Annotated in this window: 30 protein-coding genes; 24 read left to right on the top strand and 6 right to left on the bottom strand. The window is 63.7% G+C overall.

The features are described from left to right. Positions 1 to 41: 41 nt before the first annotated feature. Genes odhB through lpdA form a run of 5 tightly spaced genes read left to right on the top strand, consistent with a single transcriptional unit; the run spans position 42 to position 4,773 of the window. Positions 42 to 1,334 (top strand): 2-oxoglutarate dehydrogenase complex dihydrolipoyllysine-residue succinyltransferase, encoded by a 1,293-nt coding sequence (gene odhB / locus X750_RS152300; protein WP_023683869.1) that lies wholly within the window; start codon positions 42 to 44, stop codon positions 1,332 to 1,334. A gap of 16 nt (positions 1,335 to 1,350) precedes the next feature. Next, the gene (locus tag X750_RS152305; protein WP_050485860.1) at positions 1,351 to 2,088 is read left to right on the top strand and encodes a DUF4241 domain-containing protein; all 738 of its coding nucleotides are present in this window, start codon (positions 1,351 to 1,353) and stop codon (positions 2,086 to 2,088) included. Then, the gene (locus X750_RS152310) at positions 2,085 to 2,591 is read left to right on the top strand and encodes a hypothetical protein (RefSeq protein ID WP_023736766.1); all 507 of its coding nucleotides are present in this window, start codon (positions 2,085 to 2,087) and stop codon (positions 2,589 to 2,591) included. The genes X750_RS152305 and X750_RS152310 overlap by 4 nt, the downstream gene beginning before the upstream one ends. Further along, positions 2,588 to 3,343 (top strand): SDR family oxidoreductase, encoded by a 756-nt coding sequence (locus X750_RS152315; protein WP_023683871.1) that lies wholly within the window; start codon positions 2,588 to 2,590, stop codon positions 3,341 to 3,343. Before X750_RS152310 ends, X750_RS152315 begins: the two co-directional genes overlap by 4 nt. Before the next feature lie 23 nt (positions 3,344 to 3,366). Further along, positions 3,367 to 4,773, top strand: a complete 1,407-nt coding sequence (gene lpdA, locus X750_RS152320; RefSeq protein WP_023747382.1) for a dihydrolipoyl dehydrogenase — start codon at positions 3,367 to 3,369, stop codon at positions 4,771 to 4,773. 847 nt (positions 4,774 to 5,620) lie between these two features. Here lpdA and X750_RS152325 read toward each other — a convergent pair. Together X750_RS152325 and X750_RS152330 are read right to left on the bottom strand one after the other, a co-directional pair. Beyond that, positions 5,621 to 6,685, bottom strand: a complete 1,065-nt coding sequence (locus tag X750_RS152325) for a TraB/GumN family protein (protein WP_023747381.1) — start codon at positions 6,683 to 6,685, stop codon at positions 5,621 to 5,623. A gap of 73 nt (positions 6,686 to 6,758) precedes the next feature. Next, entirely contained in the window at positions 6,759 to 7,697 is a 939-nt protein-coding gene (locus tag X750_RS152330; protein WP_023747380.1) for a tyrosine recombinase XerC, read from the bottom strand. A gap of 118 nt (positions 7,698 to 7,815) precedes the next feature. Here X750_RS152330 and rimM point away from each other — a divergent pair, with 118 nt between their 5' ends. Further along, positions 7,816 to 8,415, top strand: a complete 600-nt coding sequence (rimM, locus tag X750_RS152335) for a ribosome maturation factor RimM (protein ID WP_023747379.1) — start codon at positions 7,816 to 7,818, stop codon at positions 8,413 to 8,415. Continuing rightward, the gene (gene trmD / locus X750_RS152340) at positions 8,412 to 9,110 is read left to right on the top strand and encodes a tRNA (guanosine(37)-N1)-methyltransferase TrmD (protein WP_023747378.1); all 699 of its coding nucleotides are present in this window, start codon (positions 8,412 to 8,414) and stop codon (positions 9,108 to 9,110) included. The genes rimM and trmD overlap by 4 nt, the downstream gene beginning before the upstream one ends. On the opposite strand, the gene X750_RS152345 is transcribed toward trmD, so the two are convergent. After that, entirely contained in the window at positions 9,092 to 9,844 is a 753-nt protein-coding gene (locus X750_RS152345; protein WP_023706728.1) for a sulfite exporter TauE/SafE family protein, read from the bottom strand. The two genes, trmD and X750_RS152345, sit on opposite strands and share 19 nt — an antisense overlap. A 325-nt stretch (positions 9,845 to 10,169) precedes the next feature. On the opposite strand from X750_RS152345, the gene rplS reads away from it, so the two are divergent. The 7 genes from rplS (at position 10,170) to leuC (ending at position 16,209) form a co-directional block, all read left to right on the top strand. Next, entirely contained in the window at positions 10,170 to 10,730 is a 561-nt protein-coding gene (gene rplS / locus X750_RS152350) for a 50S ribosomal protein L19 (protein ID WP_023747377.1), read from the top strand. A 152-nt stretch (positions 10,731 to 10,882) separates the two neighbouring features. Beyond that, complete coding sequence (locus X750_RS152355; RefSeq protein ID WP_023706727.1) at positions 10,883 to 11,311, top strand: organic hydroperoxide resistance protein; 429 nt, start codon at positions 10,883 to 10,885, stop codon at positions 11,309 to 11,311. Then, positions 11,308 to 11,805 (top strand): MarR family transcriptional regulator, encoded by a 498-nt coding sequence (locus X750_RS152360; RefSeq protein WP_023683877.1) that lies wholly within the window; start codon positions 11,308 to 11,310, stop codon positions 11,803 to 11,805. Before X750_RS152355 ends, X750_RS152360 begins: the two co-directional genes overlap by 4 nt. Positions 11,806 to 12,042: 237 nt before the next feature. Further along, positions 12,043 to 12,843, top strand: coding sequence for a transporter substrate-binding domain-containing protein (locus X750_RS152365; protein WP_023687705.1), 801 nt, complete (start codon positions 12,043 to 12,045; stop codon positions 12,841 to 12,843). Positions 12,844 to 13,012: 169 nt separating this feature from the next. Next, positions 13,013 to 13,828 carry an amino acid ABC transporter permease gene (locus X750_RS152370; RefSeq protein WP_023747376.1) on the top strand — a complete coding sequence of 272 codons (816 nt, stop codon included), beginning with the start codon at positions 13,013 to 13,015 and terminating at the stop codon, positions 13,826 to 13,828. Positions 13,829 to 13,886: 58 nt separating this feature from the next. After that, on the top strand, positions 13,887 to 14,522 hold the full coding sequence (locus tag X750_RS152375) for a class I SAM-dependent methyltransferase (RefSeq protein ID WP_023747375.1): 636 nt from the start codon (positions 13,887 to 13,889) through the stop codon (positions 14,520 to 14,522). Positions 14,523 to 14,799: 277 nt separating this feature from the next. Next, entirely contained in the window at positions 14,800 to 16,209 is a 1,410-nt protein-coding gene (leuC, locus tag X750_RS152380; protein ID WP_023747374.1) for a 3-isopropylmalate dehydratase large subunit, read from the top strand. A 108-nt stretch (positions 16,210 to 16,317) separates the two neighbouring features. Here leuC and X750_RS152385 read toward each other — a convergent pair whose 3' ends face one another. Further along, entirely contained in the window at positions 16,318 to 16,629 is a 312-nt protein-coding gene (locus tag X750_RS152385; RefSeq protein WP_023706723.1) for a hypothetical protein, read from the bottom strand. 163 nt (positions 16,630 to 16,792) lie between these two features. Between X750_RS152385 and X750_RS152390 the strand changes: the two genes are divergently transcribed. Next, the gene (locus X750_RS152390) at positions 16,793 to 17,989 is read left to right on the top strand and encodes a GGDEF domain-containing protein (RefSeq protein ID WP_023747373.1); all 1,197 of its coding nucleotides are present in this window, start codon (positions 16,793 to 16,795) and stop codon (positions 17,987 to 17,989) included. Positions 17,990 to 18,026: 37 nt separating this feature from the next. Here X750_RS152390 and X750_RS152395 read toward each other — a convergent pair whose 3' ends face one another. Next, positions 18,027 to 18,398, bottom strand: a complete 372-nt coding sequence (locus X750_RS152395) for a hypothetical protein (protein WP_023708760.1) — start codon at positions 18,396 to 18,398, stop codon at positions 18,027 to 18,029. Positions 18,399 to 18,650: 252 nt separating this feature from the next. Between X750_RS152395 and X750_RS152400 the strand changes: the two genes are divergently transcribed. The 7 genes from X750_RS152400 (at position 18,651) to X750_RS152425 (ending at position 24,272) form a co-directional block, all read left to right on the top strand. Beyond that, positions 18,651 to 19,121 (top strand): hypothetical protein, encoded by a 471-nt coding sequence (locus tag X750_RS152400; protein ID WP_023709350.1) that lies wholly within the window; start codon positions 18,651 to 18,653, stop codon positions 19,119 to 19,121. A gap of 240 nt (positions 19,122 to 19,361) precedes the next feature. Next, positions 19,362 to 19,781 (top strand): succinate dehydrogenase, cytochrome b556 subunit, encoded by a 420-nt coding sequence (gene sdhC, locus X750_RS152405; RefSeq protein ID WP_023747372.1) that lies wholly within the window; start codon positions 19,362 to 19,364, stop codon positions 19,779 to 19,781. Continuing rightward, positions 19,781 to 20,179 (top strand): succinate dehydrogenase, hydrophobic membrane anchor protein, encoded by a 399-nt coding sequence (sdhD, locus tag X750_RS152410; RefSeq protein WP_023683885.1) that lies wholly within the window; start codon positions 19,781 to 19,783, stop codon positions 20,177 to 20,179. Before sdhC ends, sdhD begins: the two co-directional genes overlap by 1 nt. Position 20,180: 1 nt before the next feature. Continuing rightward, entirely contained in the window at positions 20,181 to 22,010 is a 1,830-nt protein-coding gene (gene sdhA / locus X750_RS152415; protein WP_023706721.1) for a succinate dehydrogenase flavoprotein subunit, read from the top strand. A 40-nt stretch (positions 22,011 to 22,050) separates the two neighbouring features. Further along, positions 22,051 to 22,830 carry a succinate dehydrogenase iron-sulfur subunit gene (locus X750_RS152420; RefSeq protein WP_023670510.1) on the top strand — a complete coding sequence of 260 codons (780 nt, stop codon included), beginning with the start codon at positions 22,051 to 22,053 and terminating at the stop codon, positions 22,828 to 22,830. Between the two features lie 65 nt (positions 22,831 to 22,895). Beyond that, a complete protein-coding gene (locus X750_RS0132630) occupies positions 22,896 to 23,633 on the top strand; it encodes a nucleotidyltransferase domain-containing protein (protein WP_023706720.1) in 738 nt (245 codons plus the stop codon). 6 nt (positions 23,634 to 23,639) lie between these two features. Further along, positions 23,640 to 24,272 carry a DUF480 domain-containing protein gene (locus tag X750_RS152425; RefSeq protein ID WP_023708761.1) on the top strand — a complete coding sequence of 211 codons (633 nt, stop codon included), beginning with the start codon at positions 23,640 to 23,642 and terminating at the stop codon, positions 24,270 to 24,272. 205 nt (positions 24,273 to 24,477) lie between these two features. On the opposite strand, the gene X750_RS152430 is transcribed toward X750_RS152425, so the two are convergent. Next, positions 24,478 to 24,903, bottom strand: coding sequence for an OsmC family protein (locus X750_RS152430; RefSeq protein ID WP_023670508.1), 426 nt, complete (start codon positions 24,901 to 24,903; stop codon positions 24,478 to 24,480). A gap of 219 nt (positions 24,904 to 25,122) precedes the next feature. Here X750_RS152430 and X750_RS152435 point away from each other — a divergent pair, with 219 nt between their 5' ends. Together X750_RS152435 and X750_RS152440 are read left to right on the top strand one after the other, a co-directional pair. Beyond that, positions 25,123 to 25,338, top strand: a complete 216-nt coding sequence (locus X750_RS152435) for a hypothetical protein (RefSeq protein ID WP_023698372.1) — start codon at positions 25,123 to 25,125, stop codon at positions 25,336 to 25,338. Next, on the top strand, positions 25,335 to 25,691 hold the full coding sequence (locus X750_RS152440) for a YciI family protein (protein ID WP_023698373.1): 357 nt from the start codon (positions 25,335 to 25,337) through the stop codon (positions 25,689 to 25,691). The genes X750_RS152435 and X750_RS152440 overlap by 4 nt, the downstream gene beginning before the upstream one ends. The last annotated feature ends 3 nt before the right edge of the window (positions 25,692 to 25,694 follow it).

The raw sequence follows: 25,694 nt of genomic DNA, 5'->3' as shown, positions 1-25,694 counted from the left end.
CCGGCGAATAGAACAGACAGAGAAGAAACGGAACAGGCACAATGGCTACCGAAATCCGCGTTCCCACTCTCGGCGAATCCGTCACCGAGGCGACCATCGGCAAGTGGTTCAAGAAGGTCGGCGATGCCATTGCCGTCGACGAGCCGCTGGTCGAGCTCGAAACCGACAAGGTGACGGTGGAGGTGCCTGCCGCCGCCGCCGGCACGCTGGGCGAGATCACCGCCAAGGAAGGCGAGACCGTCGGCGTCGGCGCGTTGCTGGGTTCGATCTCGGCAGGCGTCGCCACGGCCGCCCCGGCGTCCAAGCAGGAGACCAAGCCGCAAGCTGTGTCGCAGGCGTCGAGCCCCGACGCGGCACATACGACCAAGCAGGCCGCGGCCGAGACCGCCAAGATAGCCGGCGATGCCGGGCCGGTCGAGCCGCGCACAATGCCGCCGGCGCCAGCTGCCGCAAAGCTGATCGCCGAGAACAATCTGTCGGTCGACCAGGTTTCTGGCTCGGGCAAGCGCGGCCAGGTGCTGAAGGGCGACGTGCTCGACGCGATTTCCAAGGGCGCGCCGTCGCAGCCGGCCGAAATTCCGAAGGCCGCACCGGCTCCGGTCGCCGTGCGTGCGCCGTCCTCGGGCGACGATGCGTCGCGCGAGGAGCGCGTGCGCATGACCAAGCTGCGCCAGACCATTGCGCGCCGGCTCAAGGAAGCGCAGTCGACCGCCGCCATGCTGACCACCTTCAACGAGGTCGACATGTCGGCGGTGATGGCGCTCAGGACCAAGTACAAGGACATCTTCGAGAAGAAGCACGGCGTGAAGCTCGGCTTCATGGGCTTCTTCACCAAAGCGGTTACGCACGCATTGAAGGAAATCCCCTCGGTCAATGCCGAGATCGACGGCACCGACATCATCTTCAAGAACTATGCCCATATCGGCGTTGCCGTCGGCACCGAAAAGGGTCTCGTCGTGCCAGTGGTGCGCAATGCCGACCAAATGTCGATTGCCGAGATCGAAAAGGATATCGGCCGGCTGGGCATTGCCGCGCGGGACGGCAAGCTGTCGGTCGCCGACATGCAGGGTGGTACGTTCACCATCTCCAATGGCGGCGTTTACGGCTCACTGATGTCGACGCCGATCCTCAATGCGCCGCAGTCCGGCATTTTGGGCATGCACAAGATCCAGGACCGGCCGGTCGTGGTCGGCGGCCAGATCGTGATCCGGCCGATGATGTACTTGGCGCTGAGCTACGATCACCGTATCGTCGACGGCAAGGAAGCCGTGACCTTCCTGGTCCGCGTCAAGGATAGCCTGGAGGATCCCGAACGGCTGGTGCTTGATTTGTGATCGGAGCTGATCCGTCATGAGCGGCTGGCTGGCGCGGTTTGGGTTCAAGCTGGGTCGAGTAGCGGGTAGCGTATTGAGGCGTTCCCGGCCGGCGGCTTCCGCCGCCATCTCTCCGCCGGCGACCTCGACTGAATGGGATTCGGCGCCGGCGAGCAGCAATCTCGGTGTCTTCGCTCTCAGCGAAGCCGAAATGGCGGAGCGGAAGATCATCGTCACCGCGATCGGTGAGCTTGAGCTACCGACCGGCGAAATCATCGCTTGCGATCCACTGATTACCGGGCTGGAACGGCCTGTGTTTAGCCGTAAGGTCAGGCCGGGATGCTATCCAGTCACGTTGCTTGAGGCGCAAGGCCGTGTTGCTGCAGCGGTATTGCGGTTTGGCACTGGCTTGCCGGTGCGGTGGGAGTTGGCTGCCTTCGTCCGCGACGTCGGCACATCGTCCTGGAAGTCTGGATTTATTGTCGATGACAATGTTGCTTCGTTCATGGACAAGTCGGTTCTGACGCTGATGTCCGAGCAGGAGGAACTCGACAGCTATCTTGCTGACGTTGCATGCTCGTTCGACAAGTTCCGCATGGATAATCCGGTTGATGGAAATCCGCTTAATATAGCCATGTTCGACACTGGCTTCGGTGATGGGAACTATTATTCCTTCTGGGGACTGGATGCGGCCGGCGAGCCGCTGGTCTTGATGACCGATTTCGAGGTGCTCGAAAACGCCGACGGCCGCGAGAGCAGCCCGAGCAATTCATGACAAACATCGCTTCGCCAATGATCGGATTTATGGCCGGGCTGGCTGTTCTCGCAGCGGGTTACGAGGCGCATGCCGCCTGCCCGCTGGCGCTTGCTGTCTATGGCGATGCCGAAAGCGAGGCCGGCATTGATTTCCGGCCGACGACGGATGCGGTCACCGTCACCAACTCGTTCAAGATGGTGCTCGACAAGGGCATCGTTCTCGACGGCATTGTCATGTGGACATCCGGTGTTTCGCGACCGCAAGGGTCGCTGATGTACAAATGCCCGACCGGCGACGTCACCGGTGACGAGCTTGCCGCCTGCACGGTCTGGCATGGCGTCATCTACAGCGCCGACGACAAGGGCAACATCGCGCTCCTGGCGGCGGAAGGCACGGACGCGCCGCAGAGCCTGATCTTCCCCGATCTCGGGCCGTCGCTGCAGATGTCGACGGCCTTCGGCCCGAACGGTTTCTCAAAACTGCCATGGGACGTGTTTCTGCTGAAAGGTTGCCAGGAATGAGCGCGTCCAAGAAGGTGCTTCTGGTCACCGGCGGCAGTCGTGGCATTGGCGCGGCCACCTGCCGGCTTGCGGCAAAGGCGCGCTACCGGGTCGCGGTCAACTATGCCTCGAACGAGGCTGCCGCCAAGGCGCTGGTCGACGAAATCGAGGCGGCGGGTGGCGAGGCATTTGCCGTCAAGGGCGACGTCGGCGTCGAAGCCGACATCGTCGCCATGTTCGAAGCCGTCGATCGCGCCTATGGCCGGCTCGACGCGCTGGTCAACAATGCCGGCGTCGTCGACGTCAAGGCGCGCGTCGATGAGATGAGCCTGGCGCGGCTGGAGCGCATGATGCGCATCAACGTCATCGGCTCGTTCCTGTGCGCGCGCGAAGCGGTCAAACGCATGTCGAGCAAGCATGGCGGCCAGGGCGGCGCCATCGTCAACATCTCGTCCGCGGCGTCGCTACACAGCTCGCCCGGCGAATATGTCGACTATGCAGCGTCCAAGGCGGCGATCGACACTTTTACGCTCGGCCTGGCGCGCGAAGTCGCGACCGAAGGCGTGCGCGTCAACGCGATACGGCCGGGCATCATCGACACCGAGATCCACGCTTCGGGCGGCCAGCCGGACCGGGTCGAGCGGTTCCGCGACATGCTGCCGATGAAACGAGCCGGCACGGCGGATGAAGTCGCGCATGCCGTTCTCTATCTTTTGTCGGATGAAGCGTCCTACACGACGGGCGCAATCCTGAATGTAAGCGGCGGCCGCTGAGCCCCAAGCTAAGGGAAACGAACATGGCTTATGATGTCGTTATCATCGGGTCGGGACCGGGCGGCTATGTCTGTGCCATCAAGGCGGCACAACTCGGGCTCAATGTCGCGGTGGTCGAGAAGAACGCCACTTTCGGCGGCACCTGCCTGAACATCGGCTGCATCCCATCCAAGGCGCTGCTTTATGCCTCGGAGATGTTCGCCGAGGCCGGCCATTCCTTCGATGCGCTGGGTGTCGAGATACCGGCGCCGAAACTCAATCTGAAGAAGATGATGGCGCACAAGGACGCGACCGTTTCGGCCAACGTCAATGGCGTCGCCTTCCTGTTCAAGAAGAACAAGATCGACTCGTTTCGCGGCACCGGGAAGGTGGTCGCGGCCGGCAAGGTGTCGGTGTCGGCTGAGGATGGCAAGGTCGAGGAGATCGAGACGAAAAACATCGTTATCGCCACGGGCTCCGATGTCGCCGGCATTCCCGGCGTCAAGGTCGACATCGACGAGAAGGTGATCGTATCGTCGACCGGCGCGCTGTCGCTGGAGAAAGTGCCGGGACATCTGGTGGTGGTCGGCGGTGGGGTCATCGGTCTGGAGCTCGGCTCGGTCTGGGCACGGCTCGGCGCCAAGGTCACCGTGGTCGAATTCCTCGACACCATCCTGGGCGGCATGGACGGCGAGGTCTCCAAGCAGTTCCAGCGCCTGCTTTCCAAGCAGGGTTTCGAGTTCAAGCTCGGCGCCAAGGTGACAGGGGTGACCAAGGCCAAAAAGGGCGCCGCCGTTACCTTCGAGCCGGTCAAGGGTGGTGCGGCCGAGACCATCGAGGCCGACGCGGTGCTGATCTCGACCGGACGCCGGGCCTATTCCGACAGCCTCGGGTTGAAAGAAGCCGGCGTCGAGGTCGACGAGCGCGGCCGGGTCAAGACCGACGGGCATCTCAGGACCAACGTGGCCGGCATCTACGCCATTGGCGACGTCATCGCCGGGCCGATGCTGGCGCACAAGGCCGAGGATGAAGGCGTGGCGGTGGCCGAGACCATTGCCGGCCAGGCCGGCCACGTGAATTACGACGTCATTCCGAGCGTCGTCTACACCAGCCCGGAAATCGCTTCGGTCGGCAAGACAGAGGAAGAGCTGAGGAAGGCCGGCATCGACTACAGGATGGGCAAATTCCCGTTCACCGCCAACGGCCGCGCGCGCGCCATGCTGCACACGGACGGCTTCGTGAAGATCCTCGCCGACAAAGCCAGCGACCGCGTGCTCGGCGTCCACATTGTCGGCTTCGGCGCAGGCGAGATGATCCATGAGGCGGCGGTGCTGATGGAGTTCGGCGGCTCTTCCGAAGACCTCGCCCGCACCTGCCACGCGCATCCGACAATGTCGGAAGCGGTGAAGGAAGCAGCGCTGGCGACGTTCTTCAAGCCGATCCATATTTAAGGAAACGCTGGAGGGACAGCACCCCCCTCTGGCCTGCCGGCCATCTCCCCCTCAAGGGGGAGATTGGACTTCACCGCCGCGTCGCGAGCTTTCAAGTTTCTCACGTTTCTAACCTGGCGCTGTTCGTGAACTGCCGATCTCCCCTCTCGAGGGGGAGATGTCCGGCAGGACAGAGGGGGCGGTGAAGAATCGCGACGCTCGCCGATAGGTGCCCCAAACAAAACGGCCCGCTTTTCAGCGGGCCGTTCTTGGCTGGAATCAAGATGCCAGATCAGTTGGCCAGATTACGGGCTCGGCGCCGGAGCAGGCGCGGGTGCCGGAGCTGGCGCAGGAGCCGGTGCGGGCGCAGGGGCTGGTGCGGGAGCCGGTTCGGCGGGCTTCATCGGCTCAGCCGGTGCAGGTGCGGGCGCCGGTGTGCTGGCTGCCGGCGGCTCTGCGGGCGCAGGATGTTCGCCGCTTCTGCCGAAAACATAGTACGCGACAATCGCAAGGATGACGACGACCAGCGCAATCAGCCAGCCGCTGCCACCACCCGACCTGGGCGCTGGATCGTTAGGGTTCGCCATAAAAGTGTCCTCCGTGGATGAAAAGCATCAATCAACACCCCTCAACGCGCAACCGTTGAACGGGTTCATACTAGGCCTTCAAATTGACGAACGCAGGAAAATTCTGATTCGCAACCGCTTGTTGGCCTGTATTTCCCCCGCAAAATCAATCACGAACGAGGTAGAACGAGCTTAGCTGGCCTTTTCCGCCAAAAATAGGGCCAACCGCCTCCGCTTTGCGAATCAGTTGCGCACCGCACAGAGCCGGGCTTACGTGATTCGGTATTCAAGACGGGCGCTGCTCAGTCGACGGCGGTGACGGTATAGCCGGCCTTGCGAAAATCCTCGACCAGGCCTTCGGGGCCGGGAAGATGCATGGCGCCGACGGCCATGAAGGCATTGCCCTTGGCCAGGATCGGTGCGGCATGGTCGGCCATGACCTTGTTGCGGCCGGTGATCATCGTCCGGTCGAATTCGGCGTAACCTGCGTCGTCGTCTTCGTCGGGCGAGATCGAACGCAACAGCGGCCAGAAGGTGCCGGTGTCGCCGCGCTGGTAAAGCACGATCATGGTTTCGTTGATGTCGTTTATCTTGTCGCCGAGCTTCAGGGTCTCGACCAGCCCTTTGAGGTGGAACGCAATCGGCAGCGAGGCCATGGCGTGCAGCTGGCTGGCAGCGGTCTCCAACCCTTCCACCGGCTTCCCCAAGGCCTTGGCGTCCTGCGCCAGCTTGACGTCGAGAACCGGTGCGCCGCCTGCCTGACGGGCGACCTCACAGACCGGCAGCGCGACCATGGCCGACAGCAGCCACGGCTTCATCTTGGAGACGCTCGCCGGCGGAATGCCGCGCGCATCGAGCCCTTTGTTCACCACTGCCGCATCCTCCGGCGACAACAGCGACGACAACGTCGTGTTGTCGGTGAACATCATCAGCTCGGGTTCCTTGAGCATGGCCTCGATCATCTTCTGCTTGTCGAGCACGTCGGTGGTCTCGATGATGATGGTGCCGGCGGCGTCATAGGCTTTCCTGGCTGCCGGCGGCAGAGTGGTCACGCGCGGGTCGGTCATGTGCATGGTGCCGAACAGGAAGGATGGCTTTTCGCCTGATTTCTCCAGCTTCCACAACAAGCCCTTGCCGTTCAGCGTCGCTGCTGCTTCCGTCTCGATCCTGGAATAGGTGGCGGGGTCTTCCTTCTGCAGGGCCGACAGCAGATCGGCGCCGGCGCAGGCCGGGGCTTCGGCATGCGCCCTGCCCATGGCAAGCAGCAGCACGATGAGGAAAGACAGGAAAAACAGGGCGTTGAGCGCGACGAGCAGCTTCAGCGACACAAGGGCGGCGCGGTCGGCGATGGCAAGGTCGCGTTTCATGGTGCGGTTCTAGGACTGAAAAGCGGCGAAACGGTTAACCGGCGTGGGGAAATTGTCCTGGACTTATACAGTGTCACGCGCGGGGATGGGCGGATTCGTAAATCTCGAGCAGTCTTGCGGTGTCGACGCCGGTATAGACCTGCGTCGTTGACAGGCTGGCGTGGCCGAGCAGTTCCTGGATGGTGCGCAGGTCGCCGCCGCGCCCGAGCAGATGGGTGGCGAAGGAATGGCGCAACGCGTGCGGCGTCGCGGTGTCGGGCAGGTTCAGCGCCGAGCGCAGCCTGGCCATGTCGCGCTGGACGATGGCCGGGTTGAGCGGCCCGCCGCGGGCGCCGCGAAACAGCAGGCCCTTGGGATCGAGATGGTAGGGACACAGTTTTCGGTATTCGGCGATTGCCCTGAGCGCCACCGGCAGCACCGGCACCAGCCGTGTCTTGCCACCCTTGCCGGTGACGCGCAGCACGGTGTCGGCTTCCGATGCCAGGTCGGCGGCGCTGAGGCCCAGCGCTTCGGAAATGCGCAGGCCCGATCCATAAAGCAGCGTCAGCACGGCGGCGTTGCGGGCGGCGATCCAGGGCTCTTCAGCCAGCTGGCCTTCCACCGACACGACATGTTTGGCATCGCTGGCGGTCAGCGGCTTGGGCAGCGATTTCGGCTGGCGCGGCGCGCGCAACGCAGCGGCACCGGCGGCATTGGCGAGACCGCGCCGTTCGAGGAAGCGCAGCAGCGAGCGGATGCCGGCGAGGCCGCGTCCGAGCGTGCGGGCGCCAGCGCCGGCGTTGCGCCGCGCGGCAAGAAAGCCGCGCAGATCGGCCGGGCGCAGAGTGGCGATGTCGGAAAGACCAGGCGAGCCGCCGCAATGCCCTGTGAGGAAATGCAGGAACTGGCGCGTGTCGCGCTCATAGGCTTCGACGGTCGCCGGCGCCAGCCGGCGCTCGCGCGCCAGCATCTTCAGCCAGCTTTCGCGCGCTGCCTGGAGGTCGGGTTTTGCCGGGATGAGAAATTCCTGCATGCCGCCATTGTCAGGCAGCCGGGTTAGGAAGCGGTGAAGAACCTGTCATTGAAATGGCCACGGGCGATCATTGAAATGACGCCGGTAGGGCGCTAGAGCAGGGCAAAGGATATCAGCCATGTCGAAGCCCCAGAACCCCGTGCAAATGGCCGTGATCGGCGCCGCCCACGGCATCAAGGGCGAATTGCGGGTGAAGACTTTCACCGGCGAGCCGATGGCGCTGGCCGATTATGGGCCGCTCTATGCCAAGGACGGCCGCGCCTTCCAGATCATCGACATCAGGCCCGCCAACACCGTCGTGGTGGTGCGCTTCAAGGGCATTGCCGACCGCAACGCCGCCGAGGCGCTGGCCGGAACCGAGCTGTTCGTCGACCGCTCGATGCTGCCCGACGATGGCGAGGAGGACGAATTCTACCACGCCGATCTCGTCGGACTTGAAGTCCGCGACGATAAGGACGCGGTCATCGGCAAGGTGGTGGCGGTGCATAATTTCGGCGGCGGCGACATTCTCGACGTTACCCTCGGCGTGCGCAAAGGCGTGCTGATCCCGTTCACCCAGGCCGCCGTGCCTCAGGTTTCGATCGCCGAAGGTTTTCTCCGCGTCGACCCGGCAGCCGCCGGCCTTGTCGAGGATGAGGATGGCGACGTGCCGCGCGAAGAAGATTTCGACGCGAAGGGCCGACCGCGCGGGCCGCGCGAAGCCGGAGGCAACCGGTGACGTTCAAGGCGTCGGTGCTGACGCTCTATCCCGAGATGTTTCCGGGCGGGCTAGGCCTGTCGCTGGCCGGACGGGCGCTCGAAGTCGGGACATGGTCGGTGGAAGCTATCCAGATCCGCACCTTCGCCAGCGATCGCCATCACACCGTCGACGACACGCCGGCCGGCGGTGGCGCCGGCATGGTGATGCGCGCCGATGTGCTGGCCAAGGCGATCGACCACACGTCGCCGGCGGGCGATCCGCGGCCGCGTTTGCTGATGAGCCCGCGTGGAAAGCCGCTGACGCAGGCGCGCGTGCGCGAACTGGCTGGCGGGCCAGGCGCCGTCATCGTTTGCGGCCGGTTCGAGGGCGTCGACCAGCGGCTGATCGAGGCGCGTGGACTGGAAGAGGTCTCCATCGGCGATTTCATCCTGTCGGGCGGCGAGCCGGCGGCGCTTGTGCTGCTCGACGCCGTTGTGCGGCTGTTGCCCGGTGTCATGGGCAATGCGGTGTCGGGCGAGGAAGAAAGTTTCGAGAACGGCCTGCTCGAACACCCGCATTACACGCGGCCACAGGAGTTCGAGGGCAGGCCGATCCCCGACGTGCTGGTCTCCGGCAACCACAAGAAGATCGCCGCCTGGCGGCGTGCGGAGTCCGAGAAGCTGACCAGGGAGCGCCGGCCGGATTTGCTCGCCGCTCAGCCCTTGGCAAAATAGTAGACGGCGAGAAACAGGCCGACGGCGATGACGAAGCCGCGTACTGCGTTTTGCGGCACGCGCTTGGCGATCCATACGCCGGCATAGCCGCCGAGCGCGCCGCCGGGGATCATGATGATTGCCTGAGGCCAGGCAACAACGCCGCCGGAAACGAAGACCAGTATGGCAACGGCGGCGATGACCACGGCCAGCATGTTCTTCAGCGCGTTCAGCCGGTGATAGTCGCCGGCTTGCGTCAGGCCGAGCGTCGCCAGCATCATCACGCCCATGCCGGCGCCGAAGAAGCCGCCATAGATGGCGGTGGCGAACTGTGCCAGCGAACCGGCCAGCGAGCCGACCGTGGCTTCATGCCCAGGCTTCGGCGCCGGTTTCAGCCACGGCCCGGCGGCGAACAAGGCGGTTGCGGCCAGCAGCAGCCACGGCACCAAGGCGCGGAACGACGGGTTGGAGAGCGCCAGCAGGATGAGCGCACCGGCCAGCGCACCCAAAGCCGAGATCAGACAGAGCAGCAGCGCGCCGCGCCAGAAATGCTTGATGTCGGTCCAGTAAGCCAGCGTCGAGGTGATGTAGCCGGGAAACTGCGTCACCGAAGAGGTGGCGTTGGCGACGATCGGCGGCAGGCCGGCCAGCGTCATGGCGCCGAAGGTGATGAAGGTGCCGCCGCCGGCAACGGCGTTGACGGCGCCTGACAGAAAACCCGCGAGGAAGAGCAGGACTGCGTCGAAAACAGACATTGTGAGGCCGCCGGACAAGAGTGCTGCCCCCGGATTAGGAAGCTTGAAGGGTCGGCGCAACCCCGCACTGGACGATTGCGTGGTGGCATGCGACCAAAAAAGACAGGGCCAAGGCGTGACAAAGCCTCGAAATAGCTGTATGTGCCCGCCCGTACTGGCGAGAAAAATCTCCCGGACCCGTCAACAATGACGGTGTAGTCGCCCCTGCCCAATGTTTCGAAGACAAGATGTCTTTGGACAAAAGGCATAGCCGAGCGGTCATAGGAACTGCAAGGCGAGTGTCGGACGCTCTGACTGTCGGAAGAACAAGAAGTGGATTACTGACATGGATATCATCCGTCAGCTCGAGGCCGAACAGGCCGCCAAGATCGAAGCCAAGCGCAAGCTTCCCGAATTCCAGCCCGGCGACACCGTGCGCGTCCAGGTCCGCGTGACCGAAGGCACCCGCACCCGCGTCCAGGCCTATGAGGGCGTCGTCATCGCCCGCGCCGGCGCCGGCTTCCAGGAAAATTTCACCGTCCGCAAGATCTCCTACGGCGAAGGCGTCGAGCGCGTGTTCCCGGTCTATTCGCCGATGGTCGAGGGCGTCGAGATCGTGCGCCGCGGCAAGGTGCGCCGCGCCAAGCTCTATTATTTGCGCGACCGTCGCGGCAAATCGGCCCGTATTTCGGAAAATACCGGCGTGCGCGCCCGCAAGCTGAACGATGAGGAGCGCGACGCGCTGAACGCCGAAAAGGCCCGCATCGAAGCTGAGAAGGTTGCCGCTGCCCAGGCGCTGGCCGCCGAGACGGCCGCCAAGGAAGCTGCCGAGAAGAAGGCCGCCGACGAAGCCGCCAAGGCCGCCGACGAGGCTGCAAAGGCGGCGGAAGCGACCCCGGCCGAATAAACCTGGTCCAAGGATTTTGAAAAGGCGGCTTCGGCCGCCTTTTTTCGTTTCACCAGACTGTGAACGATTGCCGGCCGAGAGTTTGGCCACGGCTGTTGACCCGAATTACATTGTACACTAAATAATCGTTTACAACCAAATGGAGAACTGACATGGCACTCTACACCACACAGGCTCGCGTCACCGGCGGCCGCGCCGGCCACGGCGAGACCAGCGACGGCCTGCTGAAGGTCGACCTCGCTTTGCCGAAGGAGCTCGGCGGACAGGGTGGCGCCACCAATCCCGAGCAGCTGTTCGCGGTCGGCTATGCCGCCTGCTTCGAAAGCGCCATCCGCTTCGTCGCGCGCAAGCAGAAGCTGCCGCTGCAGGATGCGGCGGTGAGCGCCACCGTCAGCCTGCTTCCCAATGGTGAAGGCTTCAAACTTGGTGTCGCACTGGCCGCGGAGACGAAAGGCCTTGATCAGGCGGTGGCGGAAGCGCTTGTATCGGCCGCGCATCAGATTTGCCCCTATTCCAATGCGATCAAAGGCAATGTCGAGGTGGCGCTTTCGACCGTGGCGCTTCCGGCAAAGGCAGCATGACGACGAAGACCGAAACCAGGGCCAGCGAAGTCCCGGCGGACACCGCCGGGAGGATCGCCGTTCCGCGCCTCGACCAGCAGCTCTGCTTCGCGCTCTATTCGGCGAGCGGGCTGATGACCAAGCTCTATCGGCCGCTGCTTGACCCGCTCGGCCTGACCTATCCGCAATATTTGGCGATGCTGGCGCTGTGGCAGCATGCGCCGAGCACGGTCGGCGAACTCGGCGAGGCGCTGGGGCTGGATTCGGCGACATTGACGCCTCTGCTCAAGCGGATGGAAGCGGCTGGTCTCGTCACTCGCCGTCGCGATCCGGCCGACGAGCGCCGCGTGCTGGTCGAACCGACTGCCAAGGGCCAGGCGCTGCGCGCCCGCATCAAGGACGTATCCGCAGGCCTTGCCTGCGCCATGCCGCTGGAAGTCGAGGAGCTGAAGTCGCTGCACCGGACCTTGACCGGATTTGTCGCCAAGCTGCGTGAGGCTACGTCACCATCCTGATCCGTCATCTGACGGGTTCCCGTGTCCAGGAGGGGCCTGGTTTGCCGGCGGCGCAATCACGGAATAAATTCCGACCACGGGGCGTTCTAAAACCGCGTTGGTTGAAGGCATTGGAATCCGCTTTCACCGGACGCTGAGCACCGGACCGGCTTGCAAGCCGTCTGCGGACGGCTAAAGTCGCGCCTGGATTTTCATGCGAGCCCGGCTGCAAGCGGGCTTCTCATCCTGGAGCGTGTCATGACCAAATCGAAGCTGCTGCTGGCCGCCCTCGCGGCCTGTTTCCTCGCGCCCGTCGCTGCATGGGCGGCCGATGCGCTGCCCGATCTCGGCGGCAAGAAGGTCGTGGTGGTGACGGAAAACGCCTATCCGCCGCTGCAGTTCATCGACGCCAAGACCGGCAAGCAGATCGGCTGGGAGTATGACGCGATGGACGAAATCGCCAAGCGGCTGAACTTCAAGGTGGAGTACCAGAACACCTCCTGGGACGCGATGATCCAGGCGGTTTCCGACAACCAGTACAACATTGGCATGACCGGCATCACCATCAAGGACGACCGAAAGGAGAAGGTCGATTTCTCCGACCCCTATATGCGTTCGGAGCAGTTCATGCTGGTGCGCGCCGATGAAAGCCGCTTCACCGACGCCAAGACCTTCGCCGCCTTCAAGGACGGGTTGATCGGCGCGCAGGCCGGAACGACGCCGTTCTACACCGCCGTCTACAGCGTGCTCGACGGCAATGAGCAGAACCCGCGCATCAAGCAGTTCGAGACCTTCGGCGCTTCGGTGCAGGCACTGAAATCCGGCGACGTCGATGTCGTCCTGACCGACGGCACCGCCGGCAAAGGCTATGTCGATGCCTCCGGCGGCAAGCTCAAGCTGATCGGCGGCCCGCTCGGCACCGAGGATTTTGGCTTCATCTTCCCGAAGGGCTCGGACCTGGTGAAGCCGGTCAACGCGGCGATCGCGGCGCTGAAGGCCGACGGCACGATCGAGGCGCTGAACAAGAAGTGGTTTCTCGACTACAAGATGGGGCAGTGATGTCCGACTCCTTACCCTCCCCCTTGTGGGGAGGGTCGATCCGCGAAGCGGAGCGGGGTGGGGGTGCCAGCGCCGGCGCTTTGTCACGACCCCCACCCCGGCTCACCAGCTTTGCGATGCAAAGCTTGTTCGCCGACCCTCCCCACAAGGGGGAGGGTGAAGCGCCCTGATGGCCACGCCCCCCGCTTCGACTCTCAAACCCGATTTTCCCTGGTGGCTTGCCGCCGCGATCGCGCTCGCCGTCGTCGCTGCGCTCTCCATTGCCGCCAGCGATCTCTACGCCCAGGTTTTTGCCACCGTCGCCAAAGGCATCGGCATCACCATTCTTGTCACCGTGGTCGCCTTCGCGCTGGCTTCCGCCACCGGGCTCGGCATTGCGCTGATGGGGCTGTCGGGGTCGCGTTGGCTCAAGCAGATCGCTCGTTTCTATGTCGAGATCATCCGCGGCGTGCCGATCCTGGTGCTGTTGTTCTGGATCGCCTTCGCCGGCGCGCCGGCCTTCGTAGCTGCGTGGAATGCCCTGACCGCACCGCTGCAAAACGCCGGCTATCTCGGCGAGCTTTTGGTGCGCGACGTGTCGCTGTTGTGGCGTGCAATCATGGCGCTGACCATCGGTTATTCCGCCTTCATCTCCGAGGTTTTTCGCGCCGGCATCCAGTCGGTCGAGAAAGGCCAGATCGAGGCTGCCAAGGCGCTCGGGCTGACGCGCTCGCAGCGCTTCCGGCTGATCGTCTTCCCACAGGCGATCCGCACCATCCTGCCGCCGCTCGGCAATGACTTCGTCGCCATGGTCAAGGATTCCTCGCTGGTCTCGGTGCTCGGCGTCGCCGACATCACCCAGATGGGCAAGATCTACGCCGCCGGCTCGTTCCGCTTCTTCGAGACCTATTCCATCGTCGCCTATATCTATCTCATCCTCACCGTCAGCCTGTCGCTGGCGCTGCGGGGGCTGGAGCAGCGACTGCGGCGGGCGCAGCAGGAATAGAAGTCCGACGCGGGCACGGCTACGATCGCGGGGGACAGGATTCCGGAGGATGCATGCGATGACGATCGACAAGGCCAATGCGGCGCTGGGCACCGTCTATTCGGCCGACACGCCGGAAGGGCTGGCCAAGGCCTATGCGGACTGGGCCGCGACCTATGACGGCGAAACCGCTTCGCTAGGCTATCTGCTGCCGTTCCTGATCACCGCCTGGGTGGCGCGCCATGTGCAGGTGGGCGAAGGACCGCTGCTCGACGCCGGCTGCGGCACCGGCCTGTCGGGCCCGTCATTGAAGGCGCTGGGTTATCACGACATTGCCGGGCTCGACCTCTCCGACGACATGCTGAAGATCGCCGGCAGCCGCAATGCCTATGGCGATCTGAAGCAGGCAATGCTCGGCGGGCCGCTGCCCTGGCCGGACGGGCATTTCCGCGCCTTCTTCTCGACTGGCGTGTTCACCATCGGCCATGCGCCGGCGTCCGGCCTGCACGAGCTTGTCCGCATCACCAGAAAAGGCGGCCACGCCATCTTCACCGTGCGCGACCAGGTGTTTGACAGCGGCGGCTTCCAGGCCGTGTTCGACGGGCTGGAGCGGGCCGGGAAATGGCGGCCGGCCGAGCAAAGCCCATGGTTCCGCTGCTATGCGATCGCCGAGGCGGACGCGCTGGTGAAGACTTTTGTGTTCGAGGTGCTTTGAGCGCCGCCCTCTTCGCCTTCTCTCACAAGGGGAGAAGCGAAAACACGCCGCAATTGCCGAAAAGCCAAAACATTGGTATGAGCCACGCCATGGAAGAGCTTTTTGGCGATCCGGCCTATAAGGGTTTCGTGCTGCAGGACAGAAAACGCCTGCCGTCGCGTTTCTCTTCGCGCATTTCCGGCGCGCTCACCAGCCGACTTAGCTAAGCCGCTTTCGCCGCGCCGAAGGCTTCGCGCGTCTGCCCTTCCCCTTTTTGCAAATCGACGGATTTACGCACATGAGCGCACCGCGCACCCTCTACGACAAGATTTTCGACGACCATGTCGTCGACCGCCAGGATGATGGCACCTGTCTGCTCTACATCGACCGCCATCTCGTCCATGAAGTGACCAGCCCGCAGGCCTTCGAAGGTCTGCGCATGACCGGCAGAAAAGTCCGGCATCCGGAAAAGACGCTGGCCGTGGTCGATCACAATGTCTCGACCTCGCCCGAGCGCAAGTTCGGCATCAAGAACGAGGAAAGCCGCATCCAGGTCGAGGCCTTGGCCAAGAACGCTAGGGATTTCGGCGTCGAATATTACTCCGAAAACGATATCCGCCAGGGCATCGTCCACATCATCGGGCCGGAGCAGGGCTTCACGCTGCCTGGCATGACCATTGTCTGCGGCGACAGCCACACCTCGACGCATGGCGCCTTCGGCGCATTGGCACATGGCATCGGCACCTCCGAGGTCGAGCATGTGCTGGCGACCCAGACGCTGATCCAGCGCAAGGCCAAGAACATGCTGGTGCGTGTCGATGGCCAGTTGCCGGAAGGCGTCACCGCCAAGGACATCATCTTGGCCATCATCGGCGAGATCGGCACCGCCGGCGGCACCGGCTATGTCATCGAATATGCCGGCGAGGCGATCCGCGCGCTGTCGATGGAAGGCCGCATGACGATTTGCAACATGTCGATCGAGGGCGGCGCGCGCGCCGGCCTGATCGCGGCCGACGAAACCACCTTCGCCTATGTCAAGGGCAAGCCGCGCGCGCCGAAGGGCGCGTCGTGGGACGCCGCGCTCGAATACTGGAAGACGCTGCAGTCCGACGAGGGCGCGCATTTCGACAAGGTGATCGTGCTCGACGCGGCCAAGCTGCCGCCGATCGTCTCCTGGGGTTCCTCGCCCGAGGACGTCGTTTCGGTGCAGGGCGTCGTTCCCGATCCGGAAGAGATCACGGACGAGAACAAGCGGACGTCAAAGATCCGCGCGCTCGACTATATGGGGCTGACGCCGGGCACGAAGATCACCGACATCACGCTCGACCGCGTCTTCATCGGCTCCTGCACCAATGGCCGCATCGAGGATCTGCGTGCGGTGGCCAAGGTGGTCGAAGGCAAGACGGTGAGTGCGCATGTCGATGCGATGATCGTGCCGGGCTCCGGTCTGGTCAAGGAACAGGCGGAGGCCGAGGGTCTCGACAAGATCTTCATGGCCGCCGGTTTCGACTGGCGCGAGCCGGGCTGCTCGATGTGCCTGGCCATGAACGACGACCGGCTGAAGCCGCATGAGCGCTGCGCCTCGACCTCGAACCGCAATTTCGAAGGCCGGCAGGGCTTCAAGGGCCGCACCCATCTGGTATCGCCGGCAATGGCGGCGGCGGCGGCGATCGCCGGCCATTTCGTCGACATCCGCGACTGGAAATAGCGCAGACTGGTTCAAGCCTGATCTGAGCGTATGCAAAACCCCGAACGGCAAAACCGTTCGGGGTTTTGTTTAAAGCGCGCCGCTCTAAGACCCTTGGGGTATTATGCCCTAGCCGGCACGCCGGATGATTTCATGAAATTCCTCCCGGCTGCCGGGTTCGTCGGTCGCGACCACCAGCGCCAGTTCGCGCTCGTCGAAGATCTTGAACCACTCGTCCCATTCGACCAGCTCGTAGCCGCCTGCGTTGACCGGGCGTTCGGGCTGATCCTGGTCCTGATAGGCGTGCTGGCCGAAGACGAGCCTCAGCAACGGCTGCGTTCCGGTTTCGGGCGATACATCGACGATCGCCGGAAATCCGGCGCGCCCTGCGGCCCATGAGCGAATTGCTTCGTGATCGGTCAGCGTGATCGTGTCGGCCATGAACAACTTCTCCTTGATTGCTGTCAGGAAACGCCGGCCTCAGGTCCCGGTTCCGTGCACCAGCTTCATGAGTGGCGACTTGCATATTCGTCCCGGCTTAACCGCTTGTTGGGGCTTGCGCTCTAAGGTCTTCCCTGACGTCAAGCGGGGAAGTCACCGTCCTTTGGACACCGGCCTGTTCATAGCGCTGCTCAATCCGACGATCGCGCTGGCGCTCGGCGCGGCGTTCCTCGTGCTGTGGTTCTATCAGCGCCACCGGCCCTATCTGGCTGTGCTCGGCACGAGCTATTGCGTGTCCGCGCCCGGCTTCCTGCTGCAGTATTTCACGCTGCCCGGCGGCATGGTGCTGACCAAGCTGGTCTCCAACCTCTGCTTCACGCTCGCCGCCTGTTGCCTCGTCGGTGCGATCATCTCGCGCTACGGCAGGCGCGTGCCCTATATCGCGATCGGCATTCTGGCGGGTGGCGGGATGGTGGCATTCTGCTGGTTCCTGTTCGTCCAGCCGGACTTGACTTGGCGCATCCTGTCGATCAATTTAGGCTTTGGCGGCCTCAGCCTGCTGGTCGCTGCCGAGCTGCGCGCCGTGCGCAAGAACGGCCCGACGGAAAAAATCCTGTTCGTACTGTCGCTGCTGTCCGGGCTGAACTTCATCGGCCGCACGCTGCTCGTCGTCATCTCGCACGGGCCGTTCACCAGCTATGACGGGTTTTATGGCTCGTCCTACTGGACGACGGCGCTTTTGACGCACGCGCTGCTGTCGTTGCTGATCGCGCTCTGCCTGTTCTCGGCAGCTGCGCTCGACGTGATGAAGGCGCTGAAGACCGAGACGCACACCGATCCGCTGTCTGGCCTGCTCAACCGCAGGGGTTTCGAGGAGCGCGCCTTGCTGGTGCTGCAGCATTGCGCTGTTACCAAGGTGCCGGTCGCGCTGGTGCTGGCCGATCTCGATCACTTCAAGGCGCTCAACGACAAATACGGACATGCCGCGGGCGACCAGGTGATCGCCGACTTCGCCGCCAAGCTTCGCGCGGCCGCCGGCACGCGTGCGGTTGCCGGCCGCATCGGCGGCGAGGAGTTCGCTGTGCTTCTGTCGCTGAGCGATCTTGCCACGGCGCGGCTGTTTGCCGAAGCCGTGCGCACGCACTATTCGGCCGGCAGTGTCGACGGGTTGCCGCCGGGCACCAGGGTGACCGCGAGCTTCGGCGTCGCGGCGCGCACCGGCGACGAAGGGCTGGAGCCGCTGATGCGGCGCGCCGACGAAGCGCTCTACAAGGCCAAGAAGAACGGCCGCGACAGCGTGCGATTGTCCTATGAGCGGGCGGAAACGGTGTTCATCCCGGATACAGGCAGCGTCGGTTAGCGTCTCGCTTAAACGGCCTCTCGGCCGTGCCGGATCATCAGCGGCAAGGGCTGAGGTTGGGCATTTCGCCGTCGGAGAGGCCGTACATATAGGAGCGGCCCTTCACGAACACCGGCGGCTGGTAGCAGCCACGCCTGGAGATGTGATCCGCCTCGTCTTCATAAAGGACTTCCGGTTCCGCTTCCGGCTGCCCGGCGCTGGTGTAGTCGGACAATTTCTTGGCCAGCCTGCCTTGGCCGGCAATGATGCGCTTGTAGCCGGCGGCGCTGTCGATGACGAGATTGCCTAGGGAATCGGCATAGACGCGGTCATGATGGCGCGACCAGGCCATTGCCGGGGCGGCGAAGCCGAGACTGGCTGTCGCCAGCACAAGCGCCGCAAGGCGCGCTCTTCCTGAATTCGAAAGCATGGTGTCCTCTCTGCTGTGGACCCGATCGAATCGGAAATTAACCTTTTCTTAACCTTTGTTAAGAGGGCAGGCGCATCCGGCGGCGATCTCTCGCCAAACATGGTTAATATCCGACGGGATGGAAACCCGGGCGTCATCATTCGGCCATGCTTGCCCGCACCATCGGCCGCGACGCACACAACTACGCTGACGTCGGGTGAGCTTGATCTTGGTGGAACATCGCGGCTAGTTAGCCGTGCAGGAGGACAGCATATGGCGTTACGCCGGACGTTTCGGGTGACGCTGTTGTCGATCCCCTTGCTGACTGCCGCAGCCTGCGTGCCGCAGAACGGCGCGCCGACGGCGGTGAATACCGTACCACCCACTGTCGCGCCCGTGCCGGCTCAGCAGTCCGCCGCACCTGTGGCGCCCCCGGCTTCCGCAACGGCTCCGACAGCGCCTGCCGCACCTTCAGCCAAGATCGTCACCGACCTTACCGCGCCGCGGTCTGCTGTCGGCACGGCAACTTACAGATGCGGCAATGGCGGCATGATCACCATCCAGAACCTCGGCACGGCGTTGCGCGTTGTCAGGCCCGATGGCACGACCGAGGAGTTTGCCGCATCACCCGCCAACCAGTCCAGCCGCTACCAGGAAGCTGCGTCGCATGACGCAATCGTGATCGACGCGCGCGAGGCGCTGGTGATGAAGAGGGGCTCGACACCACAGACCTGCAAACGATAGCCTGGCGTCGATTGCAAAGGAAATGCCGCACTGCAGCGAACGGTGCGCTGGCTTTCGACGGTGGCCAAATCGATTGAAGCGAAACAGCAGCCTTTTGTCAGACTAAATGACGTTTTCAAAACGATTTTCCGGCTTTGACGCGGTGCAAAAAGAGCATTAGAAACCGGCTGTCTGAAGTCATATATCGAGGCGGTAAGTGCCGCTTTCCACCGCGGCTCCGGACATCGAACTGGGGCAGCCATGAGCAAATCACCAGCCACCCGAACCGCCAGACGTGAACGGCCGCTCTCGCCGCACCTGACGATTTACCGCCCACCGATCACCATGACGATGTCGATCATTCACCGCATCACTGGCGGGGCGCTGTATTTCGGCACGCTGCTGGTCGCCGCGTGGCTGATGGCGGCGGCGAGTTCGCAAGGCGCTTTCGATTGGATCAACTGGGCCTTCGGCACCTGGCTCGGCCGGCTCATCCTGTTCGGCTACACCTGGGCGCTGATGCACCACATGCTGGGCGGCGTGCGCCATCTCGTCTGGGACACCGGCGCCGGGCTGGAGAAAAACACGGCATCGAAGATCGCCTGGGCGACGCTCGCCGGTTCCATCCTGCTCACGCTGCTGATCTGGGTCGCCGGCTACATGGCGCGGGGAACCTTGTGATGAGCGGCACGAACAACAACGATATGCGCACGCCGCTGGCCAAGGTCCGCGGTCTGGGCTCGGCCCGCGAAGGCACCGGGCATTTCTGGCGACAGCGGCTGACGGCCATTGCCAACATCCCGCTGATACTGTTCTTCGTCGGGTTCCTGATCGCGCTCAATGGCGCCGGCTTCGCCGAGGTGCGGGCGGCGCTCGCCAGTCCGTTCGTGGCGCTGGTGTTGGCGCTGGTGCTCGTTTCCGGTCTCACCCATATGCGTGTCGGCATGCAGGTCATTATCGAGGATTACGTGCATGCCGAAGGCATGAAGCTGGCGCTGATCGCACTCAGCACGTTTTTCACCATAGCGGTCGGCGTCGCCTCGATCTTCGCCCTGCTCAAACTGGCATTCGGAGGCTGATTTGGCCAAGGACGCGAAATCGGCCACCGGCTATACCTTTGTCGACCACAAGTTCGACGTGGTGGTCGTCGGCGCCGGCGGCGCCGGCCTGCGCGCCACGCTCGGCATGGCCGAGCAGGGCCTGCGCACGGCCTGCATCACCAAAGTGTTCCCGACCCGCTCGCACACGGTGGCGGCACAAGGCGGCATTGCCGCGTCGCTGTCCAACATGGGTCCGGACTCCTGGCAGTGGCACATGTACGACACCGTCAAGGGTTCGGACTGGCTGGGCGACGTCGACGCCATGGAATATCTGGTGCGCGAGGCACCGGCGGCGGTCTACGAGCTCGAGCATTACGGCGTGCCGTTCTCGCGCACCGAAGAGGGCAAGATCTACCAGCGGCCGTTCGGCGGACACATGATGAATTATGGCGACGGCCCGCCGGTGCAGCGCACCTGTGCTGCCGCCGACCGCACCGGTCACGCCATCCTGCACACGCTCTACGGCCAGTCGCTGAAGAACAATGCACAGTTCTTCATCGAGTATTTTGCGCTCGACCTGATCATGGAACCGGACGGCACCTGCACCGGCGTCGTCGCCTGGAACCTCGACGACGGCACCATCCATCGCTTCTCCGCCAAGATGGTGGTGCTGGCGACCGGCGGATATGGCCGCGCCTATTTCTCGGCGACGTCGGCGCACACCTGTACAGGCGACGGCGGCGGCATGGCGGCACGGGCCGGCTTCCCGCTGCAGGATATGGAGTTCGTGCAGTTTCATCCGACCGGCATCTACGGCGCCGGCTGCCTGATCACCGAAGGCGCGCGCGGCGAGGGCGGCTATCTCGTCAATTCCGAGGGCGAGCGCTTCATGGAGCGCTACGCGCCGTCGGCCAAGGACCTGGCGTCGCGCGACGTCGTCTCGCGTTGCATGACGCTGGAGATCCGCGAAGGCCGCGGGGTCGGCAAGAACAAGGACCATATCTTCCTGCATCTCGACCATCTCGATCCGGCCGTGCTGCATGAGCGGCTGCCGGGCATTTCGGAATCGGCCAGGATTTTCGCCGGCGTCGACCTGACCAAGGAGCCGATCCCCGTGCTGCCGACGGTGCACTACAATATGGGCGGCGTGCCGACCAATTACTGGGGCGAGGTGCTGAACCCGACGGTCGAGAATCCTGACCGGGTGTCACCCGGGCTGATGGCGGTCGGCGAGGCCGGCTGTGCCTCCGTGCACGGCGCCAACCGGCTGGGCTCGAACTCGCTGATCGATCTGGTGGTGTTCGGCCGCGCCGCCGCAATCCGCGCCGGCCAGGTCATCGACCGTAATTCGGCGATCCCTTCGCCCAACGAAGCCTCGGTCGAAAAGATCATGGACCGCTTCGACCGGCTGCGCCACGCCAATGGCTCGACGCCAACCGCTGTTCTGCGTGAGAAAATGCAGAAGGCGATGCAGGAAGACGCCGCCGTGTTCCGCACACAGGAGTCGCTCGAAAACGGCTGCAAGCGCATTTCGCAGATATGGACCGAGCTCAAGGACCTGAAAGTCTCCGACCGCTCGATGATCTGGAATTCCGACCTGGTCGAGACGCTGGAGCTGGAAAATCTGATGGCCAACGCCATCACCACGGTCTACGGCGCCGAGGCGCGCAAGGAGAGCCGCGGCGCGCATGCGCGCGAAGATTTTTCGGCCCGAGACGACATTATCTGGCGCAAGCATACGCTGGCTCGGCTAAGCGAGGACGGCCAGGTGAGCCTCAGCTATCGTCCCGTGCACACCGAGCCGCTGGTGGCGGAAAAGGACGGCGGCATCAGCCTTGCCAAGATCGCGCCGAAGGCCAGGGTGTACTGACCATGGTGCCGAAGCCCGTCATCCGAAAGGACCAGAGGTAATGGTCGAACTAACGCTTCCCAAGAACTCCAAGGTGCAGCCGGGCAAGACCTGGCCGAAGCCGGAGGGCGCCACCAACCTGCGGGAATACCGCATCTACCGCTGGTCGCCCGACGATGACGAGAACCCGCGCATCGACACCTATTTCGTCGACATGGACGATTGTGGGCCGATGGTGCTCGATGCGCTGCTCTGGATCAAGAACAAGATCGACCCGACGCTGGCGTTGCGCCGCTCCTGCCGCGAAGGCATTTGCGGCTCCTGCGCCATGAACATCGATGGCTCCAACACGCTGGCCTGCACCAAGGGCTGCGACGACATTTCCGGCGCCGTCAAAGTCTACCCGCTGCCGCATATGCAGGTGGTCAAGGACCTGGTGCCCGACCTCACCAATTTCTACGCCCAGCACGCCTCGATCCAGCCATGGCTGAAGACAGTGTCGCCAGAGCCAGCCAAGGAATGGCTGCAGAGCCATGAGGACCGCGAAAAGCTCGACGGGCTCTACGAGTGCATCCTATGCGCCTGCTGCTCGACCTCGTGCCCGAGCTATTGGTGGAACGGCGACCGCTATCTCGGCCCGGCGACGCTGCTGCAGGCCTATCGCTGGCTGATCGACAGCCGCGACGAAGCCACGGGCGAACGGCTCGACGATCTCGAAGACCCGTTCCGGCTCTACCGCTGCCACACCATCATGAACTGCGCCCAGACCTGCCCGAAGGGGCTCAACCCGGCCAAGGCGATTGCCGAGATCAAGAAGATGATGGTGGAGCGCAGAGTCTGACGCCGTCGCTACCCGCCGACTTTTCGCCGGACGCCGTCGCGGCGCTGCGCGCCCGCCTCGATCTGGTGCGAAGCCAGCCTGTAAAAATCCTGTTTGCCATCGAAAGCGGCAGCCGCGCCTGGGGGTTTCCGTCTCCCGACAGCGATTATGACTGCCGCTTTGTCTATATCAGACCGGTAACCGATCACCTCGTGCTGCAGCAGGCGCGCGATGTGATCGAGTTTCCGATCGAAGGCGAGATCGATGCCGGCGGCTGGGATCTGCGCAAGGCGTTGCTGCTGGCGCTTGGCGGCAATGCCGTCATAGTCGAATGGGCGAAGTCGCCGATCGTCTATGAGGAGGTTTCGGGGTTTCGCCAGCGCCTTCTCGATTTGCTGGCCGAGATCGTCGATCCGGCGAAGGTATCGCACCACTATCTCGGCCTTGCGCGTTCGCATGTCGCCAAGATCGGCAGTTTCTCCGGCGAGGTGAAGCTGAAGAAGCTGTTCTATCTGATCCGCCCGCTCGTGGCGCTCGACTGGATGGAACAGCGCGGCTTTGCCAGCCTGCCGCCGATGAACCTTGGCGAATGCCTCGATCAGACCGAGATACCGGCTCAAGCCAGCGACGAAATCCGCGGCCTGATCGAGCGCAAAAGCCGGACGCGGGAGATGGGTCTCGGGCCTCATCCCGACCGCAATCGCGCGCTATCTCGAAGCCCGCTATGGTCACCACGAAATGAACCTAGTCGGCCCCGTCAGGGACAAAGCCGGCCAAGCGCGCAAACATGCCCTTGCAACCGAATTTTACCGCCGGGAGGCTGAACTTCAATGAGCGATGACCTTCCCATTCTCAATCCCGTCGAAGCCCGTGTGCTCGGCTGCCTGATCGAGAAGAGGGAGCTGACGCCGGATGTCTATCCGCTGACGCTGAATGCAGCACTTGCAGCCGCCAACCAGAAGACGGCGCGCGAGCCTGTCATGGCGCTGGAGCAGACGGAGGTGCATCGGACTCTCAAGCTGCTCGAGCAGAAGGGGCTGGTGCGTCAGATGTTCGGCTCGCGCGTCGAGCGCTATGAGCATCAGATGGCGCAGCGCTTCTCGCTGACCACGCCGCAGACCGCGGTGATCGGCCTGCTTTTGCTGCGCGGGCCGCAGACGGCGCATGAGTTGCTGGCGCGAGCTGAGCGCATGGCGCGGTTTTCGTCCGTCGAGGACCTGCGTGGCGAACTCGACATGCTGATCGGCCGCCGCCCGCCGCTCGTCCAGGAAATACCGCGCGGGCCGGGGCAGCGCGAGGACCGTTTTATGCATCTGCTCGCAGGACCGGTGGACGTCGCGGCGTTATCGGTGCAGCGGAGCGCGCCGGCCTTGCCTGCTTCCGACCTGGAAGCGAGATTGGAGGCTCTGGAGCAGGAAGTCGTAGCCCTTCGCGCCCGGCTTGATGCGCTGGGCGCCCAATAGTATCCGAGACGTCGGCGGGACAGCACCCCCTCTGGCCTGCCGGCCATCTCCCCCTCAAGTGGGGAGATCAGATGTCACGCCGGCCTTCGCCAATTACGAACGTCGAAAGAAGAGTGCCAGCTACCGAGCTTCCAATTTCCCCGGGAGATGCCCGGCAGGGCAGAGGGGGGCGCGAAGAATCGCTACCCCGGGCAAAATCGGCGGATCACCCCAGTTTCGCGTCGAGCGACACTTTGATGGCGCCGAGCGCCTTCGAAACCGGGCATTCGGCCTTGGCCTTCTCGGCCAATTCCTTGAACTTCGCCGCATCGATGCCCGGTACCTTGCCGATCAGGGTGATGGCGCTGCCGGTGATGCCGGTGCCGGGGACCAGCGTCACCACCGCCTTGGCGTCGAGCTCGGTGGCGGGCGTGCCGTTCTCGGCCAGGAAATGCGACAGCTGCATGGCGTAGCATCCGGCGTGTGCCGCCGCGATTAACTCTTCGGGATTGGTGCCGGATTTGCCGCTCTCGTCCTCGAAGCGAGCCTTGAACGAATAGGGCGTGCCCTTCAAGGTGCCGCTCTGGCTGTCGAGCGTGCCCGTGCCCTCCTTCAGATTGCCTTTCCAGACGGCGTTTGCGGTACGGTCCATAGAATTCTCCTTGATTACAGCGACAGCGCCGGCCACGCGGCGTTCCCTCCAACTATAGCGCGGCGGCAGGGGAAGACCACCGCGCTGTTTCGGCCGGATGCGACGCCGGCGTGCCCTGCAAATTTTTCTGAAAAAATGTGCGTGCAAAAATGTCGACTTGCATCGGCGCCGGCCGTCCTGCGAGCGTCCACGGATTCTCGTGGCGGATGGAGATCCAAGATGAACAATCTGTTTTCTGCCCATTGGAACGACGCCGACAAAAGCGCGCGTCTACACGAGATCGAGTGCTCGCGACCTTCCGGCTTCGGCCGGCTGCTTGCTGCGGTCGCCGTGATCGGCATTGCGGTCTGCGTGCTCGACCACGCTGCTGCCGGCAAGGATGCCGCCGGCGCCGTGATCACCTATGGTTCGTCACAGCAAGGGAGCTGGAAATGAAATATGTCTGTCTGGTCTACGGCGAGGAAAAGGACCTCCATGCCATGACGCCTGAGCGTCTGGCCAAGCTCGACGCCGATTCGATGGCCTATGACCGGTCATTGGACCAGCAAGGCAAGCTGATCATCGCGCAGGCGCTGCAATCGGTGAAGACGTCGAAGACGGTGCGGCGGCGCCAAGGCAAGCGGCTGATCACTGACGGTCCGTTTGCCGAAACCAAGGAGCAGTTGCTTGGTTTCGTCATGATCGAAGCCGACACTCTCGACAAGGCGCTGGAGATCGCCGGCAAAATTCCGCTGGCTGAAATCGGCACCGTCGAAGTCAGGGCGATCTACGACGTGCCGGGGTCATAGGCG

It is taken from the genome of Mesorhizobium sp. LNJC391B00, from assembly GCF_000502535.1.
In the GTDB taxonomy this organism is placed as follows: domain Bacteria; phylum Pseudomonadota; class Alphaproteobacteria; order Rhizobiales; family Rhizobiaceae; genus Mesorhizobium.
The sequence above is the reverse complement of the archived record's forward strand: the minus strand, read 5'-3'. Positions and strand labels throughout refer to the sequence as shown.